At 40.0% G+C, this 19,082-nt stretch carries 15 protein-coding genes; 7 read left to right on the plus strand and 8 right to left on the minus strand.

The window, feature by feature from the left end; genetic code table 11:
* Positions 1-378: 378 nt before the first annotated feature.
* The 5 genes from mnmE to rpmH form a co-directional block, all read right to left on the minus strand.
* The gene (gene mnmE / locus L652_RS0117220) at positions 379-1,743 is read right to left on the minus strand and encodes a tRNA uridine-5-carboxymethylaminomethyl(34) synthesis GTPase MnmE (protein WP_007584209.1); all 1,365 of its coding nucleotides are present in this window, start codon (positions 1,741-1,743) and stop codon (positions 379-381) included.
* Positions 1,744-2,138: 395 nt separating this feature from the next.
* Positions 2,139-3,776, minus strand: coding sequence for a membrane protein insertase YidC (gene yidC / locus L652_RS0117225; protein WP_024597181.1), 1,638 nt, complete (start codon positions 3,774-3,776; stop codon positions 2,139-2,141).
* Positions 3,777-3,784: 8 nt separating this feature from the next.
* A complete protein-coding gene (gene yidD, locus L652_RS0117230; RefSeq protein ID WP_004335219.1) occupies positions 3,785-4,060 on the minus strand; it encodes a membrane protein insertion efficiency factor YidD in 276 nt (91 codons plus the stop codon).
* Positions 4,061-4,189: 129 nt separating this feature from the next.
* Positions 4,190-4,612: a ribonuclease P protein component gene (gene rnpA, locus L652_RS0117240; protein WP_004335217.1), complete on the minus strand. Its 423-nt coding sequence runs from the start codon at positions 4,610-4,612 to the stop codon at positions 4,190-4,192.
* 7 nt (positions 4,613-4,619) lie between these two features.
* Positions 4,620-4,754: a 50S ribosomal protein L34 gene (rpmH, locus tag L652_RS0117245; protein ID WP_004335215.1), complete on the minus strand. Its 135-nt coding sequence runs from the start codon at positions 4,752-4,754 to the stop codon at positions 4,620-4,622.
* A gap of 518 nt (positions 4,755-5,272) precedes the next feature.
* Between rpmH and dnaA the strand changes: the two genes are divergently transcribed.
* The 7 genes from dnaA to L652_RS0117280 all read left to right on the plus strand — a co-directional run bounded on the left by dnaA (position 5,273) and on the right by L652_RS0117280 (position 14,959).
* Entirely contained in the window at positions 5,273-6,655 is a 1,383-nt protein-coding gene (gene dnaA / locus L652_RS0117250; protein WP_004335207.1) for a chromosomal replication initiator protein DnaA, read from the plus strand.
* A gap of 13 nt (positions 6,656-6,668) precedes the next feature.
* Entirely contained in the window at positions 6,669-7,772 is a 1,104-nt protein-coding gene (dnaN, locus tag L652_RS0117255; RefSeq protein WP_004335206.1) for a DNA polymerase III subunit beta, read from the plus strand.
* Between the two features lie 15 nt (positions 7,773-7,787).
* Complete coding sequence (gene recF, locus L652_RS0117260; RefSeq protein ID WP_024597182.1) at positions 7,788-8,882, plus strand: DNA replication/repair protein RecF; 1,095 nt, start codon at positions 7,788-7,790, stop codon at positions 8,880-8,882.
* A gap of 12 nt (positions 8,883-8,894) precedes the next feature.
* A complete protein-coding gene (gene gyrB, locus L652_RS0117265; protein ID WP_024597183.1) occupies positions 8,895-11,321 on the plus strand; it encodes a DNA topoisomerase (ATP-hydrolyzing) subunit B in 2,427 nt (808 codons plus the stop codon).
* 140 nt (positions 11,322-11,461) lie between these two features.
* Positions 11,462-12,364 (plus strand): glycine--tRNA ligase subunit alpha, encoded by a 903-nt coding sequence (gene glyQ, locus L652_RS0117270; RefSeq protein ID WP_004335201.1) that lies wholly within the window; start codon positions 11,462-11,464, stop codon positions 12,362-12,364.
* 1 nt (position 12,365) lies between these two features.
* Entirely contained in the window at positions 12,366-14,435 is a 2,070-nt protein-coding gene (gene glyS / locus L652_RS0117275; RefSeq protein WP_024597184.1) for a glycine--tRNA ligase subunit beta, read from the plus strand.
* Positions 14,436-14,509: 74 nt separating this feature from the next.
* Positions 14,510-14,959 (plus strand): hypothetical protein, encoded by a 450-nt coding sequence (locus L652_RS0117280; RefSeq protein ID WP_004335197.1) that lies wholly within the window; start codon positions 14,510-14,512, stop codon positions 14,957-14,959.
* 197 nt (positions 14,960-15,156) lie between these two features.
* On the opposite strand, the gene tusA is transcribed toward L652_RS0117280, so the two are convergent.
* From tusA to fadB, 3 genes are all read right to left on the minus strand, one after another.
* Positions 15,157-15,396 carry a sulfurtransferase TusA gene (gene tusA / locus L652_RS0117285; RefSeq protein ID WP_004335190.1) on the minus strand — a complete coding sequence of 80 codons (240 nt, stop codon included), beginning with the start codon at positions 15,394-15,396 and terminating at the stop codon, positions 15,157-15,159.
* A 292-nt stretch (positions 15,397-15,688) separates the two neighbouring features.
* Entirely contained in the window at positions 15,689-16,858 is a 1,170-nt protein-coding gene (fadA, locus tag L652_RS0117290; RefSeq protein ID WP_024597185.1) for an acetyl-CoA C-acyltransferase FadA, read from the minus strand.
* Between the two features lie 4 nt (positions 16,859-16,862).
* Positions 16,863-19,022: a fatty acid oxidation complex subunit alpha FadB gene (gene fadB, locus L652_RS0117295; protein WP_024597186.1), complete on the minus strand. Its 2,160-nt coding sequence runs from the start codon at positions 19,020-19,022 to the stop codon at positions 16,863-16,865.
* Positions 19,023-19,082 lie beyond the last annotated feature (60 nt).

The raw sequence follows: 19,082 nt of genomic DNA on the forward strand, positions 1-19,082 counted from the left end.
TAGAGTGCTTATCGTCACGTTTTAGCTCTTAAATTGAGCAAATAACATTAGTTTTTATGAGCTAGGTAATTATAAAAAAGCTATTTATAACTAACTTTTGTGTGGAGGATAACGATTTTAAAACGTATTTTTGTTTGAAATATGTATCGGTTTTGACCTTAAAATGGGTGTTACTTGCGCTATTAATACCTTACTTAAAGGCTCTTTTCACTGTCTAATCTACATGATCTGGCTGATAATAATTATCGCTTTGGGTATGATTTTATTGGCAGAACTGGCTGGGATTGACGGTATAAATACATATTTTATAGTGAATATTTTACATAAAAAAGAGCACCTAAGTGCTCTTATAATAAACATATATCTGTAATAAGGTGCTTATTTACCAATACAAAATGAGCTAAATATCTTGCCAAGTAAGTCGTCTGAGGTAAATTCACCGGTTATTTCGTTTAAATACTGCTGTGTTAAACGCAGTTCTTCAGCCAATATTTCACCAGCAATGTGCATTTCTAATTGTGTTTTACCTGTTTCTAAATGATACGCAGCACTCTCTAGTGCATCCAAATGACGACGGCGCGCCATAAAGCCACCCTCTGTTGCGCCTTGAAAGCCTATACAGGCTTTTAAATGCTCGCGAACAAGTTCAATACCGTCAGCATTTTTAGCACTTAAGCTGATGACCGGGTATTGTTGCTCTTGCTCCATTCCGACTATATCACCCGATAAATCAGCTTTATTTCTGATGACCGTAACCCCCATACCTTCTGGTAATTTGGCCATAAATTCAGGCCAAATTTTATGCGGGTCAGTATCTATAGTGTCAGTGCCATCAAGCATAAATAAAACGCGATCGGCTTGGTTTATTTCATCCCACGCCCGTTCAATACCTATTTGTTCTACGCGGTCAGGGCTCTCTCGTAGGCCTGCGGTATCTATAATATGCAGTGGCATACCATCTATATGTATATGCTCTCGTAGTACGTCGCGAGTGGTACCGGCTATTTCTGTTACGATTGCAGCTTCACGACCGGCTAGGGCGTTTAGTAGGCTTGATTTACCGGCATTTGGGCGACCAGCAATAACAACACGCATACCTTCGCGCATAATGCTGCCTTGCTTGGCTTGGTTGGTTACAGTGTTAAGCTGAGTAATAATAGCGTCTAAGTCGCCTGACACTTTACCGTCTGATAAAAAATCAATTTCTTCATCAGGAAAATCTATTGCCGCTTCTACATACATACGTAAGTGAATTACTTTTTCTACAAGCGTTTCTATGTGTTTAGAAAATTCACCTTGGAGAGACTGTAGGGCGCTTTTGGCAGCTTGTTCGCTTGTAGCATTAATTAAGTCGGCGATGGCCTCTGCTTGTGTTAAATCAAGCTTGTCATTCATAAATGCGCGTTCAGAAAACTCACCAGGCTTTGCTAAACGAACGCCCTCTATTTTACTAATTTCTTTAAGTAGCATATCAAGTACTACAGGACCGCCGTGGCCTTGTAATTCAAGTACGTCTTCACCAGTAAATGAGTTAGGACCTGCAAAGTAAATGGCAATACCTTGGTCAAGTTGCTCGCCAGCTAGGCTTTTAAATGGCACGTAATCGGCGTAGCGAACTTTAGGAATTTTACCTACTACTTTTTCGGCGACACTTTTAGCAAGGCTGCCTGAAACGCGAATAATACCAACACCACCACGTCCTGGGGCAGTTGCTTGTGCTGCAATTGTATCTTGATTGATCATGCTATTAATTTGCCAACGATAAGTAACTTTATGGCGGTATTGTAACCTATGAAATAAACACTCGCGAATACTCTGGTGAAAAACAGGCAATAAAAAAGGCGACCGAAGTCGCCTTTATATAAGTAATATACCCAAGCCATCTCAAGATGCGAGTTTCAGTTGGAGTTAAAAGCTATTTAGGCAAGGCATTGATTGAGAATAATAGTGGTTCTATTGTTAAAATCAATAACGCAGTATAAATCGCTTTTAAACCAACCCTTTGGGCGTTTCACAGGTACTTAATTTCATCGTTGTTACTTTTTAAAAGGGACTGCCATTCTTGCAAAGTAACGCCTTGATCTTAAGCCCCTGTGAAACGCTGAATTTTGCATCTTGATGTGGCTTGGGTATAGGCGCTAGCCTCTTACTTTAATTCCTTTCTTTTCCATGCCACGGTAGATGATTAACATCTGGACAATAGAAATAAGGTTAGACACTAACCAGTAAAGAACTAAACCCGATGGGAACCATAAGAAGAATACAGAGAAGATAACCGGCATAAAGGTCATCATTTTTTGCTGCATTGGATCAGTTACCGTCATAGGCTGAAGTTTTTGCGTCACAAACATACTCGCACCAAATAAGATTGGTAATACGTAGTACGGGTCTTGTGCAGAAAGGTCTGTTAACCAAAAAATAAATTCAGCATGGCGAAGTTCAGTTGACTCTAAGAATACGTAGAACAAGGCTAAGAAAATTGGCATTTGTAGCAAAATAGGGAAACAGCCACCCATTGGGTTAACTTTTTCTTTTTTGTACATTTCCATAGTTGCTTGGCCGAACTTTTGACGGTCGTCACCAAACTTTTCTTTAAGAGCTGCCATTTTAGGCTGTAGCGCACGCATTTTTGCCATTGAAGTGTATTGCGCTTTAGTAAGTGGGTACATTAACGATTTAACGATAATAGTGATGGCAATAATTGCTACACCCCAGTTACCTAAAATGCTATGTAGCCATTTTAGCAATACAAATAAAGGTTGCGAAATAAACCATAACCAACCGTAATCTACAGTTAAGTCTAAGTCTGGGTGAATCGCTTCAAGAATATCTGACTCTTTCGGACCCATATAATAAGTAGCAGTTAGTGTTTGCTCACTACCAGCTTGAATATTTACAGCGGGATCTTTAGCACCAATAATAGCGGCATTACTTTTTGTAATTAAGCTATAAATTGTATTTGTTTGATCCTGCATTGGAACCCAAGCACTTACAAAGTAATGTTGTATAAATGCAACATAACCACCTTGCGTGTTTTTGTTTAGGTTTTTATCAGCCATATCTGAAAAACTATACTTTTCATATGGTTCTTCGTCAGTACCGTATGCAGCACCTAAATAGTTTTGATCAACCATGCTACCTTTTTCTTGTACGGTACGCTTAATTTGCGTGTATAGCTGTACTTGAAGAGGTGCGCTGGTAGTGTTGTTGATCTTGTATTCTAAGCCTACGTCATACTGACCTTTTTTGAATACGTATGTTTTAGTAAAACTAACACCATTACTATCAGTAAACTGAAGTGGAACGCGAAGCTCATCACCCGTTAAGGTATATGATTTTTGTTCGGTACTATAAGTAGGGCGACCGTTAGCTGATGCGTCAGGGCCATTTAAGCCAATTAAGCCACTTTGTGAAAAGTATTGTTTGCCACTATCAAGCTGACCAAGAAGCATATAAGGTGTTTCACTTCCTTTAGTTTCTTCGTATTGAAGAAGGTCTGTTTCAACAATGTCACCGCCTTTGGTGTCAATTTTAACTTTAAAAACGTCAGTTGTGATTTCAATAACTGAACGTTTAGCTAAAGTTGCTGAAGCGGGTAAACCTGAATCTGACGATGAAGGAATATAATCATCCGACTCTGGTGAATTTGCTTGTAGTGTTTGTGTTGTGGCACTTGGATCGGCTTTAGGCTTGTTGTAATCATTATCCCATTCTTGGAACAATAAAAACGACACTAGCATTAGGCCAATTAATAAAAACGTGCGTTGCGATTCCATAACAGCTCTTATTTCTCGTGTTGGTGGTTAATATGGGTTAATTTTTCAGGTACGGGATCGTCTCCACCTGAATGTAAAGGATGGCATTTTAATATGCGTTTTAAAGCTAACCAACTACCTTTTATAAATCCATGCAAATTAATTGCTTGAATTGCATAATGTGAGCAGCTTGGATTAAAACGACAATGCGGACCTAACAGCGGGCTAATCCACTTTTGATAACCGCGGATAAATAACACTAAACAAATCTTAGGAAAAGCAACAAGTGGTTTAATTAACCTCATGATGTTTATGCCCCTACTTAAGTTTAGTGAGATAGATATCATGTATTTAAAGACTCAATTAGAAATTTTAAATGCATGATTAAAAGGTGAGCTAAAGATACATTAATTAACCCTGCAATTCTATTGCAATTAGGTTTGTTTATTAGATTTAGCTGATTTGTTTGGGCGTTTCTTAAAAGGTGGCGGTTTAGGTGCACCTGGTTTACAGCGTTCGTTAATTTTTCGCCATAATTTAGTAAGTTGTTTGGTTAATTCTTCATTAGACTGTTCATCAATACCACTTTTCACCATAAGCACAATATCAATATTATCGATGCTGTGTTGATTTAAACGAAAACTTTCGCGAGCGAGACGTTTAATACGGTTTCGTTGGCATGCCTTTTTTACGCGTTTTTTAGCAACAGTAAGACCTAACCGAGGTTTTTCTTGGTCATTTGGTTTAGCTAATAGAGTAAAGAAAGGAGTTGCAGCCCGAGCGGGTTCATTAAATATACGAGAGTAATGCGAGGGAGTTAACAGACGTAACTCCCTGCCAAAGCTAAAGTCTTCCACTTATAAATTAAGCAGAAAGAACTTTGCGGCCTTTAGCGCGGCGACGTGCTAATACTTTACGGCCATTTACAGTTGCCATGCGAGCACGGAAGCCGTGTGCACGTTTGCGTTTTAAAACGCTAGGTTGAAAAGTTCTTTTCATAACAATCTCATCCGATCGGTTAAAGTTAAAACATCCTATACAGGTCGCGATCCTGGCATAGGTGCCATTGCGAGCGCGAGATATTATAGAGTAAGTAACGTAAAGTCAATCATAATTACGTTCGCAGTATAGAGCCTACTTATGGTTCATAAAGAGATCATGTAGAGCGATCTGATAGGATCATCAAAAATAAGAAGTTTTCCACAGCCCCTGTATAAAAAGTGAATAAAAGCGGGGGAAAAGAAAATTGGATCGTAAATTTGGTTCGCGATCTTGGTGTTATTTTGTTATGATCTCCTCTTCGGATCTAAAATAAAAACTGTTTTAAATCAGGTTGTTAATGATTTTATACATCGATATCAACAATTTTATAAAAATCAATCTTTTACTTGTGGATAAAGTGCCTTCATAATACGCGGTCTTGGGTCGCTTATTGGACCATTTGAACGCAATAAATGTATGATTTATAATCATTAATGATGTGCGGGAATAAAAATTATATCTCTGGGAGTTTAACTGTGTATCTGTCGGTTTGGCAAAGTTGTTTATATGTATTGCAAGATGAGCTGCCTTCGCAGCAATTCAGTATGTGGGTAAGACCACTACAAGCAGAAAGTACCGAAGATACCTTGACGATTTATGCACCTAATCGCTTTGTGCTTGATTGGGTAAGAGAAAAGTACCTAAATAGAATTAACGAATTATTAGTAGAAATTTGTGGTGTTGAAGCACCAAAGCTACGTTTTGATGTAGGTAGTAAGCCTTTATTAAATGCACAAGCTGCACCGGTTATAGAAACGCAATCAGCACCACAAGCTTCTACAAAACAACAGCCTCGTGAGCAAAAGCCTGTTGTTGAACCTGCACCTAAGTCAGGTTACAAATCTAACATTAAAGAAAACTATACCTTTGACAGTTTTGTTGAGGGTAAGTCAAACCAATTAGCAAAAGCAGCGGCCACTCAAGTTGCCGATAATCCTGGCTCTGCTTTTAACCCTGTATTTATTTATGGTGGTACTGGTTTAGGTAAAACTCACTTATTACATGCTGTAGGTAACGGCATTATGGCAAACAAGCCAGATGCTAAAATTGTTTACATGCATTCAGAACGCTTTGTTCAAGACATGGTAAAGGCACTACAAAATAATGCGATAGAAGAATTTAAGCGTTATTACCGCAGTGTTGACGCATTAATGATTGATGATATTCAATTTTTTGCTAATAAAGAGCGTTCACAAGAAGAGTTTTTTCATACCTTTAATGCATTGCTTGAAGGCAACCAACAAATTATTTTAACCTCTGACCGTTATCCAAAAGAGATTGAAGGGGTCGAAGACCGTCTTAAATCACGTTTTGGTTGGGGATTAACAATCGCGATTGAGCCACCAGAGCTTGAAACTCGCGTTGCTATTTTGATGAAGAAAGCACAGCAAAGTAAGATTAACTTACCACATGAAGTTGCCTTTTTTATCGCCAAAAAATTACGTTCAAATGTACGTGAACTAGAAGGCGCACTTAACCGTGTAATTGCTAATGCTAATTTTACAGGTCGTCCAATTTCGATTGATTTTGTAAAAGAAGCACTACGCGATTTACTTGCCTTGCAAGATAAGCTGGTTACGATAGATAATATTCAGCGCACCGTTGCTGAGTACTACCGAATTCGAGTGTCAGATCTATTGTCTAAGCGCCGCAGCCGCTCTATAGCAAGGCCACGCCAAGTTGCCATGGCATTATCTAAAGAATTAACTAATCACAGCTTACCTGAGATTGGTGACGCATTTGGTGGACGCGATCATACGACCGTATTACACGCATGTCGTAAGATAAAATCACTACGTGACGAAAGCCACGAAATTAAAGAAGATTACCAAAACTTAATAAGAACATTGTCATCTTAGGGCTGACTTTATTATGCAAATAACAATATCAAGACAACAATTTTTAAAGCCATTGGTGCAAGTGTCGGGTGCAATAGAGCGCAAACACACGCTACCAATCTTATCTAACGTTTTGTTAGTGGTAGAAAACGGACAACTTTCAATGACGGGTACTGACCTTGAAATTGAATTAGTTTCTGGTGTATTTGTAGGTGATGATATTGCCGATACAAAACTAACGTTACCCGCTAAAAAGTTACTCGATATTTGTAAAAGTCTACCTGATGGTTCAGACATTACTTTAAGCTTGCAAGAGCACCAATTACTTTTAACCAGTGGTAAAAGCCGTTTTTCATTAACGACTTTATCTGCTGATGATTTTCCTAATTTAGAGCAGTGGGATGGTGAGGTTGAATTTCAACTAACTCGTTTAGAGCTTCGTAAATTACTCGAAAGCACACATTTTTCGATGGCAAATCAAGACGTACGTTATTACTTAAACGGTATGTCGTTTGAAGTAGATAATACAGATATAAAAACAGTAGCAACAGATGGTCACCGTTTAGCTATTGCACAAAAGCAATTAACGCAATCGCTTAATACTCAACGTCAATTAATTATACCTCGCAAAGGTGTGCAAGAAATTATGCGCCTTATGGTAGCTGACGACGAATTGGTTACAATTCAGTTTGGTGCTAACCATATACGTATTATTGATATTGAGTTTACATTTACAAGTAAGCTAGTTGATGGACGCTTTCCTGATTACCGTCGTGTATTACCACGTGGTGGTGACAAAGTAATTACAGCTAACCGAGAATGGTTACGAAATGCGTTTCAACGAGTGTCTATTTTATCGAATGAAAAATTTCGTGGTGTACGCTTGAACCTATCAAACGGTTTATTAAAAATTACTGCCAATAACCCAGAGCAAGAACAAGCTGAAGAAGTTGTTGAAGTAAGTTACGAAGGCGCGGACCTAGAAATAGGATTCAACGTGTCTTACGTATTAGATGTACTAAACACATTAAAAACAGAAGACGTACTATTTACATTAGCCGACTCAAACAGCAGTGCATTAATTGAAGGTGCAGGCGATGAAGAAGCAATGTACGTTGTTATGCCTATGCGTTTATAAGACTATAAATACATAATGAGCTTAAGTCATTTGAGCCTCAAATATTTTCGTAATATTGAGGCGCTGACGCTAGAACCAGTCAACGGCGTTAATATAATTTATGGTGAAAATGGCAGCGGAAAAACCAGCCTTTTAGAGGCTATATATTACCTTTCTCATGGCAAATCTTTTCGTACTCCAAAACACAAAAGTATTATTGCGCACCAGCAAGAGCAATTTGTAATTCACGGGCGTAAAACAATACACGATTTATCAATTCCAATTGGTATTAGTAAAACGCAAACGGGTGAGACCAATTTAAAAATTCAAGGTAAGGCTAGCCGTAAGATATCAGAACTCGCTCAACTTATGCCTGTACAAATTATTACACCAGAGAGTTATTCTTTGTTTTTTGGTGGACCTAAAGAGCGCAGAAAGTTTTTAGATTTAGGTTTGTTCCACGTGGAACATGAGTTCTTTTTTTTGTGGCAATCATTTAATAAAGTACTTAAGCAACGTAATGCATTGTTAAAAACTAAGCCCAAGAATTATTTTGACCAAATTAAGTTTTGGGACAAAGAATTTGTTAGACTGGCTGAAGAAATAAATAAATTAAGATTGGCGTATATAAGTAGGTTTAAGCAGCAATTTTTTGATAAAATGTGTGCAGAATTGACGCTTGTACGTGATTTAGAAATGACCTTTAGCGCAGGCTGGAAAGAGACTGAATCTCTTGCAGATGCGTTAGAGCAAAACTTTGAGCGAGATGCTCGCCAAGGGTTTACAAGTAAAGGCCCTCATAAGGCCGATTTTAGTTTTAGTGTCGCTGGCAACAGTGTGGAGAATACATTCTCACGCGGTCAATTGAAGCTATTATTGTATGCGTTGAAAGTTACGCAAAATAGCTTAATTGAGTCAGAGACAGATAAGCAATCTATATTGCTAATAGATGATCTACCTTCAGAATTAGGCGAAGATACAAAAGAGAAAGTGGGACAATTACTTGCTCACTGCAGTTCTCAAATTTTTATCTCTTCAATTTTATCTGAAAGTATTTCTGCTGTGGTGGAACCCATGCAACGAGAACTACAAATGTTCCACGTGAAACATGGCAACCTAATAACAAGATAAGTGGGATTAACCATGTCTGAGAATTATGACTCGTCGAGTATTAAAGTACTTAAAGGATTAGACGCAGTAAGAAAGCGTCCTGGAATGTATATTGGGGACACCGATGATGGCACAGGCTTACACCACATGGTGTTTGAGGTCGTTGATAACTCGATCGATGAAGCCTTAGCAGGTCATTGTGATGATATTTATGTAACGATTCACTTAGACGGTTCTGTCTCAGTTCGAGATAACGGTCGTGGTATCCCAACTTCTATCCATGAAGAAGAAGGCGTATCTGCAGCCGAAGTTATTATGACGGTACTTCATGCCGGTGGTAAGTTTGATGATAACTCTTATAAAGTATCAGGTGGCTTACACGGTGTTGGTGTTTCTGTTGTAAATGCACTTTCAGAAAAACTAAAACTGACTGTTCGTCGTGAAGGTAAGCTTCATGAGCAGTTTTATACTATGGGTGTTCCAGATGCACCTTTAGCTGTAATTGGTGACTCAGAAACAACTGGTACAGAATTACGTTTTTGGCCAAGCGCTGAAACATTCACAAATTTAGATTTTCATTACGACATTTTAGCTAAGCGTTTACGCGAGCTTTCATTCCTAAACTCAGGTGTGAGCATCATCTTAAATGATGAGCGTGAAGAAAATAAATCTGACCACTTTAAATATGAAGGCGGTATTCAAGCTTTCGTAGAGTACTTAAACCGTAATAAAACACCTATACATAAAGGTGTGTTCCACTTTACTCACGAACGTGAAGAAGATGGTATTAGTGTTGAAGTATCAATGCAGTGGAATGATGCATACCAAGAAAACATTTACTGTTTCACAAATAATATTCCACAACGTGATGGTGGTACTCACTTAGCCGGTTTTAGATCAGCGCTAACACGTACACTTAATAACTACATGGAAAAAGAAGGCTTTAACAAAAAAGCTAAAACAACCAGCAATGCTACCGGTGATGATGCCCGTGAAGGCTTAACGGCTGTTGTTAGTGTTAAAGTTCCTGATCCTAAGTTCTCATCACAAACTAAAGACAAGCTAGTATCAAGTGAAGTTAAATCTGCGGTTGAACAAGCAATGGCTGAAAAATTCACTGAGTTTTTACTAGAAAACCCAACTGATGCCAAAATTGTTGTAGGTAAGATTATTGATGCCTCACGTGCACGTGAAGCGGCGCGTAAAGCCCGTGAAATGACACGACGTAAAGGTGCAATGGACTTAGCAGGCTTACCAGGTAAGCTAGCTGATTGCCAAGAAAAAGACCCAGCACAATCTGAACTATATATAGTGGAAGGGGACTCTGCTGGCGGATCAGCCAAGCAGGGACGTAACCGTAAAAACCAAGCTATTCTTCCGCTTAAAGGTAAAATATTAAACGTAGAAAAAGCACGTTTTGATAAAATGCTATCTTCGCAAGAAGTAGCAACACTAATTACTGCATTAGGGTGTGGTATTGGTCGTGACGAATATAACCCTGAGAAATTACGTTATCACCGTATCATCATCATGACCGATGCGGACGTGGATGGTTCTCACATTCGTACGTTACTACTAACATTCTTCTATCGTCAAATGCCTGAAATTGTAGAACGCGGTTATATTTATATTGCTCAACCACCACTTTATAAAGTGAAAAAAGGTAAGCAAGAGCGTTATATTAAAGATGATCCAGCATTAGTAGAGTACTTAACGTCGCTTGCACTTAATAATGCTGCTTTATATCCAAGTGCAGATGCTTCTGCGCTAGAAGGTGAAGCGCTAGAGAAAGTCGTTCACGATTACCAAAATACAGTTAAAGTTATTGAGCGTTTAAAGCGTAAATATCCTAACACGGTAATGGAACGCTTAATCTACCAAACAGAGTTGAAAACTGATGACCTTTCTGACGAAGCTAAAGTAATTGCTTGGACAAAAGAGTTAGTTGATGACCTGATTGCACGTGATGAAGATGCAACTATTTTCCATGCAGGCACAGAGTTTGACGCTGAGCGTAATATGTATTACCCGGTTGTGAATATTCGTCAGCACGGTGTTGATAAAGCACATGTACTTCATTATGACTTTATTGCATCACGTGACTACCAACGCATTGCTGTGACTGGTACTAACATTGCAAACATCCTAAAAGAAGGTGCTTATATTCAACGTGGTGAGAAAACAAAACCTGTTGATAACTTTGTGGATGCTTTGGAATGGTTGATCACAGAATCTAAGCGCGGGATCTACATTCAACGCTATAAAGGACTGGGTGAAATGAACCCAAGCCAGCTTTGGGAAACAACAATGGATCCTAGTGCTCGTCGTATGTTACAAGTAACGATTGAAGATGCTGTTGGCGCGGATCAATTATTTGCCACCTTAATGGGTGATCAAGTAGAGCCTCGTAGAGAGTTTATCGAAACTAACGCTCTACGCGTAGTTAATCTAGACGTGTAAAAATATTACTTACACCGAAAAAGGAGCCTAATGGCTCCTTTTTTATTTTTTCAATTACACAAACTGCTTAAAACCTGAGTGTACACACGGTATACTAAGGGTAATTTTCACGCTACTTCTTAGATAGTAAAAAGCCAAATATGCAAAAATATGACGTAAAAACCTTTCAAGGTTTGATCCTGGCTTTACAGGATTATTGGGCGCAGCAAGGCTGTGTCATTATTCAACCACTTGATATGGAAGTGGGCGCCGGGACATTTCACCCGCAAACATTTTTAAAGTCTATTGGTCCAGAGCCAATGTCGAGCGCGTACGTTCAGCCGTGTCGTCGTCCTACGGATGGCCGCTATGGTGAAAACCCAAATCGCCTACAACATTACTACCAATTCCAAGTAGTTTTAAAGCCATCGCCAGATAACATCCAAGAGCTTTACTTAGGCTCATTAGCGGCAATGGGTATTGATACCCTTACTCACGAAGTTCGCTTTGTAGAAGATAACTGGGAATCACCTACGCTAGGCGCATGGGGCTTGGGATGGGAAATTTGGTTAAACGGCATGGAAGTAACGCAGTTTACCTACTTTCAACAAGTGGGTGGCTTAGAGTGCTCACCAGTAACAGGCGAAATTACTTACGGCCTAGAGCGTTTAGCAATGTACATTCAAGGCGTAGATAGCATTTACGACCTAGTATGGGCAGACGGTCCACTAGGGCGCGTAACATACGGCGACGTGTTCCATCAAAATGAAGTAGAGCAATCTACTTATAATTTTGAACATGCAAACGTAGAAGACTTATTTGCACAGTTTGATAAGTGTGAAGCAGAAAGCCAAAAGTTAATTGAAGCTAACTTACCACTACCTGCATACGAGCAAGTAATGAAAGCATCGCACGCATTTAACTTACTAGACGCACGCCACGCAATTTCGGTAACCGAACGTCAGCGTTATATTTTACGCGTTCGTGCGTTATCAAAAGCGTGTGCACAAAGTTACTATGACAAACGTGAAGCGCTTGGTTTCCCGCTGTGTAAGGATAAGTAAAATGTCAGCACAAAATTTATTAGTAGAAATTGGCACAGAAGAGTTACCACCAAAAGCATTGCGTAAATTAGCAGAAGCCTTTGCTGCAAACTTAACTCAAGAGCTAGAAACATTAGAATTAGCACACCAAGGCGTAAGCTGGTATGCATCGCCTCGTCGTTTGGGTTTACAAGTAAAAGCGCTTGAAGCTAAGCAACAAGACAAAGAAGTTGAAAAGCGTGGCCCAGCAACAAAGGCAGCGTTTGACAGCGAAGGTAACCCAACAAAAGCAGCAATGGGTTGGGCACGTGGTTGTGGTATTGAAGTAAAAGACGCACAAACACTTGAAACCGATAAAGGCGCTTGGTTATTGCACATTGCTAAAGTAGCAGGGCAAGAAACTAAAACCCTAATGACAGATGCAATCACAAAAGCATTAAGTAAATTACCAATCCCTAAACCAATGCGTTGGGGCGCGAATAAAACACAATTTATTCGCCCTGTGCATACAGTAACTATTTTATTTGGTGATGAGCTACTTGAAGGCGAAATTCTTGGTAAGCAAATAACTAACCAGCTTCAGGGTCATCGTTTTCATCACCCAGAAAAAATTAGCATTAACCATGCAGATGACGTTTTTGACGTACTTAAATCTGCTTACGTTATTGCTGATTACGAGCAACGTAAGGCGCAAATTCGAGCACAAATAGAAGAGGCTGCAAGCGCAGTTAACGCTGTTGTTGCAATGGATGAAGATTTACTAGAAGAAGTAACATCACTTGTAGAGTGGCCAGTTACTTTAACGGCAACATTTGAAGAAGCATTTTTAGATGTACCAGCCGAAGCGTTAATTTACACCATGAAAGACGATCAAAAATATTTCCCGTTATTAGATCAAAACGGCAAACTTTTAAATAAGTTTTTGTTTGTATCTAACATCGAAAGTAAAGATCCAAGTGTGGTTATTTCTGGTAACGAAAAAGTAGTGCGCCCGCGTTTAGCCGATGCACAGTTCTTCTTTGAAACAGATAAAAAGAAAACCCTAGAAAGCCGATTAGAGTCGCTTGATAGCGTATTGTTCCAAAAGCAACTTGGTACGCTTAAAGATAAGTCTGAGCGCATTAGTGAACTTGCAGGTTATATTGCTGAGCAATTAGGTGCTGATAAAGACCTAGCACAGCGTGCAGGCTTATTAAGTAAAACTGACCTAATGACTGAAATGGTTATGGAATTTACCGACGTGCAAGGTGTAATGGGAATGCATTACGCTCGCCACGATGGTGAAGCCGAAGATGTAGCCGTAGCGCAAAACGAGCAGTACATGCCACGCTTTGCAGGGGATAACTTACCAACAAACTTAATTAGCTGCGCAGTAGCGATTGCTGATAAGTTTGACACGCTGGTGGGTATTTTTGGTATAGGCCAAGCACCTAAAGGTGACAAAGACCCATTTGCTCTTCGTCGTGCTGCTATTGGTGCACTGCGCATCATGGTAGAAAAAGAACTACCACTTGATATTTTAGACCTAGTAGCTAAATCGCAAACATTGTTTGGCGACAAGTTAACTAACTTAAATGTATCAACTGACGTATTTGAGTTTATGCTAGGGCGCTTCCGTGCTTGGTATCAAGACGAAGGTATTGAAGTAGACGTAATTCAAGCAGTGCTTGCACGTCGTCCGACTAAACCTGTTGATTTTGACCGCCGTGTTAAAGCCGTAAGCCACTTCCGTACATTAGACGCAGCAGAAGCGCTTGCAGCAGCTAATAAGCGTGTAGGTAATATTCTGGCTAAAAACGATATTACCAGCCAAGGTAGTGTTGATGAGAGCTTATTAAGCGACGACGCCGAAAAAGTATTGGCATCACAAGTAGCAAAATTTGCCACTGACCTTGCACCACTTTACGCAGATGGAAACTACCAAGAAGCATTAAGCCAATTGGCGGGTATTCGTGAAAGTGTTGATAACTTTTTTGACAACGTAATGGTTATGGCCGACGATGAAGCTGTTAAGCAAAATCGTCTTGCGCTATTAAGCCAGTTAAGCGGATTGTTTTTAGGTATTGCAGATATTTCTGTTCTACAAAAATAACACCGATTAGCAATTTTAAAAGCCAGCGTTTTGCTGGCTTTTTAGTTTTCACTGTATGCAAAGGATACCCATTGATGATTTCTATGAAACGAATTTTAACCTTAGCAATTGCTGGTTTACTTACTGCCTGTACAAGCCAAATTTCGATTAACGATGTATTGCCACAGCAAGAACTTGACCGCACAATTTACTTACGTGGCGACTTTACACTGTGGGATGCAGAACCCCAGTATCAGTTTGCGCCAGTTGGCCCTGCGCTTTATCAAGCGCAAGTTAAATTTTCGACCCCAGGTAAAGTGTACGAATTTAAAATAGCCGATGCCGATTTTAGTGAAGGTTACAACTGTGGTTACAGCGACGCACAACCAGCAGGACAAAAGCTAACACTGGGCCAGCCAGCTATCGCAGACTGTAATACTATTTATAACTACTTTAGTTTCACACCAGCAATAAAAGGCACGTACATAGTAAGTATTGATTACAGTGACTACGATAAGCCACAAGTGACGATAACGAAGAAGTGATTTTTAGCTATTTAATAGCCCTAGTGGGTTGATGGATTTGTGACAAGGACGTTGTAGGATTTATTCAGCATTAACACCAAGGGGGTTTCGTAGTTTGGGTAGAGTGAAGCGAAACCCAACATGTGTGGCGAACAAAACTATTTTGGTGGTTATTAAATACGTTGGGTTTCGTAAAACTCAACCCGACCTACGTGAGTTTAAAGCCCTTTCTTCACCACATATCTATACGGTGCTTCTTCTGCATCTTTAGCTACCAGCGTGTGATCCATAAACGTACAAAAGCTCGGAATATCGCGAGTGGTTGACGGGTCATCAGCAGTTATTAATAACGTTTCACCGTCATTCATTTTACGAATAGCAGCACGTACCATCATTACTGGCTCTGGGCAGCGAAGGCCTATGGCATCTAATTGGTGATCGGGATTATCAAAGCTCATAATAAATTGGCCTGTTTAATTAAAGTGTTTGCTGTGTACGCGAGTGCTTAGGTATAGCAATTAATAAGTTTGGCAGTTTAACGCAATTTTATGTGTAATTTAACTATTTTACTTAATGCTTTTAGCAGTTTCAAAATGCTTTATTTAATAATACGCCCGATCACATAATTACGCTGTTACATACTTGTTTGATAAAGGGACGTTTTTATAAATGAAGCTAATAAAAAAGGCGAACTGAATAAAATCAGTTCGCCTTTTTAATCACCAAGATGGTTTTACATGTTTAAGCTAATTAGTCTTGAACACGTTCAAATACAGTTGCAATGCCTTGGCCTAAACCAATACACATAGTTGCTAAACCGTATCGTACATTTTTGTCTTCCATTAAGTGAATAAGCGATGTGCTAATACGCGAACCCGAACAGCCCAGAGGGTGACCAAGTGCGATTGCGCCGCCATTTAAATTCACTTTTTCGTCAACAACATCCATTAACCCTAAATCTTTCATTACAGGTAATGATTGTGCTGCAAAGGCTTCGTTAAGTTCTACTACGCCTAGGTCATCAATTGTAATACCTGCTTGTGCAAGTGCTTTTTTACTTGCTGGTACTGGGCCGTAACCCATAATTGATGGATCGCAACCAGCGACTGCCATTGCTTTAATGCGCGCACGAATTGGTAAACCAAGTTCTTTTGCTTTTTCTTCGCTCATTACTAACATTGCAGATGCGCCGTCAGAAAGTGCAGAAGACGTACCGGCTGTTACCGTACCCGATGCAGGATTAAATACAGGGCGAAGCTTTGATAGACCTTCTACTGTTGTTTCTGGGCGAATTACTTCGTCGTCTTCAACTAAGATAAGCGAACCATCTGCATCGTGACCTTCCATTGCTAAAATTTCGCGACGGAAACGGCCCTCAACAGTTGCAGCTTGTGCACGTTGATGTGAGCGATAAGCAAATTCATCTTGTTGCTCACGGCTAATGCCATGAAGCGTTGCAAGGTATTCTGCTGTTAAGCCCATAGAGCCAGACGCTTGTGCAATTGATGTTGCTAAGCCTGGGTGAAAGTCGTTGCCGTGAGTCATAGGTACGTGACCCATGTGCTCAACACCACCAATTAGGTAAGTGTCGCCAGCGCCTGTCATTATTGCGCGTGCTGCGTCATGCAATGCTTGCATAGAAGAGCCACATAAACGGTTAACCGTAACAGCAGGAACGCTGTGAGGAATACCGGCAAGCAATGATGCGTTACGTGCTACGTTAAAGCCTTGCTCTAATGTTTGCTGTACACAACCCCAATAAATATCGTCAATTGATGCTGGATCAACTGCAGGGTTGCGATCTAGTAAGCCTTTCATTAAATGTGCGCTTAAGTCTTCTGCACGTTTATGTTTGAATACACCACTTTTAGAGCGACCCATTGGTGTGCGGATACAATCTACAATTACTGGATTATTCATGATATTAACCTTCCACCTTATAGAAAACACGACCTTCTTCGGCCCACTTGCGAGTTTGTTCAGATACTTGGTAAATCGCACCTAGGTGAGCGTATTTGTCTGCTGCTGCAACAAAGTTAGCTAAACCAGTTTGATCTAAGTAACGGAACGCGCCGCCTCTAAATGGAGGGAAACCAACACCGTAAACTAATGCCATATCTGCTTCTTGCGGCGAGGCAACAATGCCTTCTTGCAAACACAGTAGCACTTCGTTAATCATTGGAATCATACAACGGTCGATGATTTCTTGTTTATCAAATTCTTTTGGTGCGTCTGTGATTGGGCTTAGTAGCTCAATTGCTGTCTCGTCATGAGACTTTTTAAGACGACCGCGACGATCTGTTTCGTATTTGTAAAAACCGGCTTTGTTCTTTTGTCCAAAACGTTTTTCGTTGGCAAAAATAGTCACAGGGTCTTTATCAGCACGAGCCATACGCTCAGGGAAACCGTCAGCCATTACGCCAGTACAATGGAACGCTGTATCAATACCTACAACATCAAGTAGGTAAGCCGGACCCATAGGCCAGCCAAATACGTTTTCCATTACTTTATCTACTTTTGCAAAGTTAGCGCCTTCAACCACTAATTTGCTAAAACCTGCAAAGTAAGGGAATAAAACACGGTTTACAAAAAAGCCTGGGCAATCGTTAACAACAATTGGCGATTTACCTAATTTAAGCGCGTAATCAACTACTGCATTAATTGTTTTATCTGAGGTTTTTGCACCACGGATAATTTCTACTAATGGCATTTTTGGCACAGGGTTGAAAAAGTGCATACCACAGAAGTTTTCTGGCTTATCTAGCGCTTGTGCTAGTAAATCAATACAAATAGTCGATGTATTTGAAGTAAGTACAGTGCCTTCTGGCATGTTCTTTTCAAGATCAGCGAGTACTGCTTGCTTAACTTTAGGGTTTTCTACAACGGCTTCAACAATGATGTCGGCACTTTGTAGGTCTGACTCGTTAAGTGTTGGCTTAATTTTGCTAAGTGTTGCCAACATTTTTTCCATTGGCATGTGACCACGCTTAACTTTTGCACCTAATAACTTAGATGCTTCACCCATACCTAAATCAAGCGCATCTTGTTGGATGTCTTTCATTATAATAGGTGTGCCTTTATAAGCAGACTGGTATGCAATACCGCCACCCATAATACCAGCACCTAATACAGCGGCTTGTTTAATTTCTACATCGCTGTGCTTAGCAAATTTACGTGCTTTACCTTTAATGTATTGATCAGCTAGGAATATACCAGTTTGTGCTGCTGCTTCTGGTGTACGTGCTAATTTAGCAAAGTTAGCGTTTTCGATTGCCATTGCTTCATCGCGAGTACAGTTTGCCGCTGCTTTAATAGTACGTACAGCCATAACCGGCGCAGGATAGTGGCCTTTGGTTTTACCCATTACCATACCTTCTGCCATAGCAAAGCTCATGCCTTGCTCAACACGGTTTAATTTAAGTGGCTGTAGTTTTACGTTGCGTTTTGCTTGCCAATCTAGCTTGCCAGCAATCGCCAGTTCAAGTGTTGATACACTTGACTCTAAAAGTTTGTCAGCACTAACTACCGCGTCAAGCGCACCTACTTTAAGGGCATCTGCTGCGCGGTTTTCTGCGCCTGAGGTAATCCACATCATCGCGTTATCGGCGCCAATGATACGTGGTAAGCGCACTGTGCCACCAAACCCTGGCATTATGCCAAGTTTAACTTCTGGTAGGCCCATTTTAGCTGTTTCGCTTGCCACACGATAATCGGTAGCAAGTGCCCACTCACAACCACCGCCAAGTGCCATACCGTTTATAGCGCTTAGAGTTGGGAATGGTAAATCTTCAATTGCATCAAAAACGTCGGTTGCATTTTTGATCCACACTACTAATTCTTCTTCAGGTTTAGTAAATGTAGGTAAAAATTCGAAGATATCGGCACCAATAATAAAGTGGTCTTTATCACTGGTAAAAATCATGCCTTTGATATCAGTATTGGCGGCTAATTCTTTTAATGCTGCTGCGCAATCTGAAAGAGTTTTTTGAGATAGTGTGTTTACAGAACCTGCAACACAAAACTTAAACTCGGCGATGTTTTCCTTCAGGAAGCTAACTTCAAAGGAATCGCTTTTATATAACATTATTATTCTCCCTAGTTGACGAACTAAGACTGGTACGATGAGTTTGCATTTCAATCAGTG

This window comes from Pseudoalteromonas sp. TB25 (assembly GCF_000497995.1).
Lineage (GTDB): Bacteria > Pseudomonadota > Gammaproteobacteria > Enterobacterales > Alteromonadaceae > Pseudoalteromonas > Pseudoalteromonas distincta.

What these genes read in the sequence shown, in the direction of transcription:
- gyrB (WP_024597183.1), top strand. Translation starts at nt 8,895, where the DNA reads ATGTCTGAGAATTATGACTCGTCGAGTATTAAAGTACTTAAAGGATTA.
- dnaN (WP_004335206.1), top strand. Translation starts at nt 6,669, where the DNA reads ATGCAAATAACAATATCAAGACAACAATTTTTAAAGCCATTGGTGCAA.
- glyQ (WP_004335201.1), top strand. Translation starts at nt 11,462, where the DNA reads ATGCAAAAATATGACGTAAAAACCTTTCAAGGTTTGATCCTGGCTTTA.
- yidC (WP_024597181.1), bottom strand. Translation starts at nt 3,776, where the DNA reads ATGGAATCGCAACGCACGTTTTTATTAATTGGCCTAATGCTAGTGTCG.
- tusA (WP_004335190.1), bottom strand. Translation starts at nt 15,396, where the DNA reads ATGAGCTTTGATAATCCCGATCACCAATTAGATGCCATAGGCCTTCGC.
- fadB (WP_024597186.1), bottom strand. Translation starts at nt 19,022, where the DNA reads ATGTTATATAAAAGCGATTCCTTTGAAGTTAGCTTCCTGAAGGAAAAC.
- recF (WP_024597182.1), top strand. Translation starts at nt 7,788, where the DNA reads ATGAGCTTAAGTCATTTGAGCCTCAAATATTTTCGTAATATTGAGGCG.
- rpmH (WP_004335215.1), bottom strand. Translation starts at nt 4,754, where the DNA reads ATGAAAAGAACTTTTCAACCTAGCGTTTTAAAACGCAAACGTGCACAC.
- mnmE (WP_007584209.1), bottom strand. Translation starts at nt 1,743, where the DNA reads ATGATCAATCAAGATACAATTGCAGCACAAGCAACTGCCCCAGGACGT.
- yidD (WP_004335219.1), bottom strand. Translation starts at nt 4,060, where the DNA reads ATGAGGTTAATTAAACCACTTGTTGCTTTTCCTAAGATTTGTTTAGTG.
- glyS (WP_024597184.1), top strand. Translation starts at nt 12,366, where the DNA reads ATGTCAGCACAAAATTTATTAGTAGAAATTGGCACAGAAGAGTTACCA.
- L652_RS0117280 (WP_004335197.1), top strand. Translation starts at nt 14,510, where the DNA reads ATGATTTCTATGAAACGAATTTTAACCTTAGCAATTGCTGGTTTACTT.
- fadA (WP_024597185.1), bottom strand. Translation starts at nt 16,858, where the DNA reads ATGAATAATCCAGTAATTGTAGATTGTATCCGCACACCAATGGGTCGC.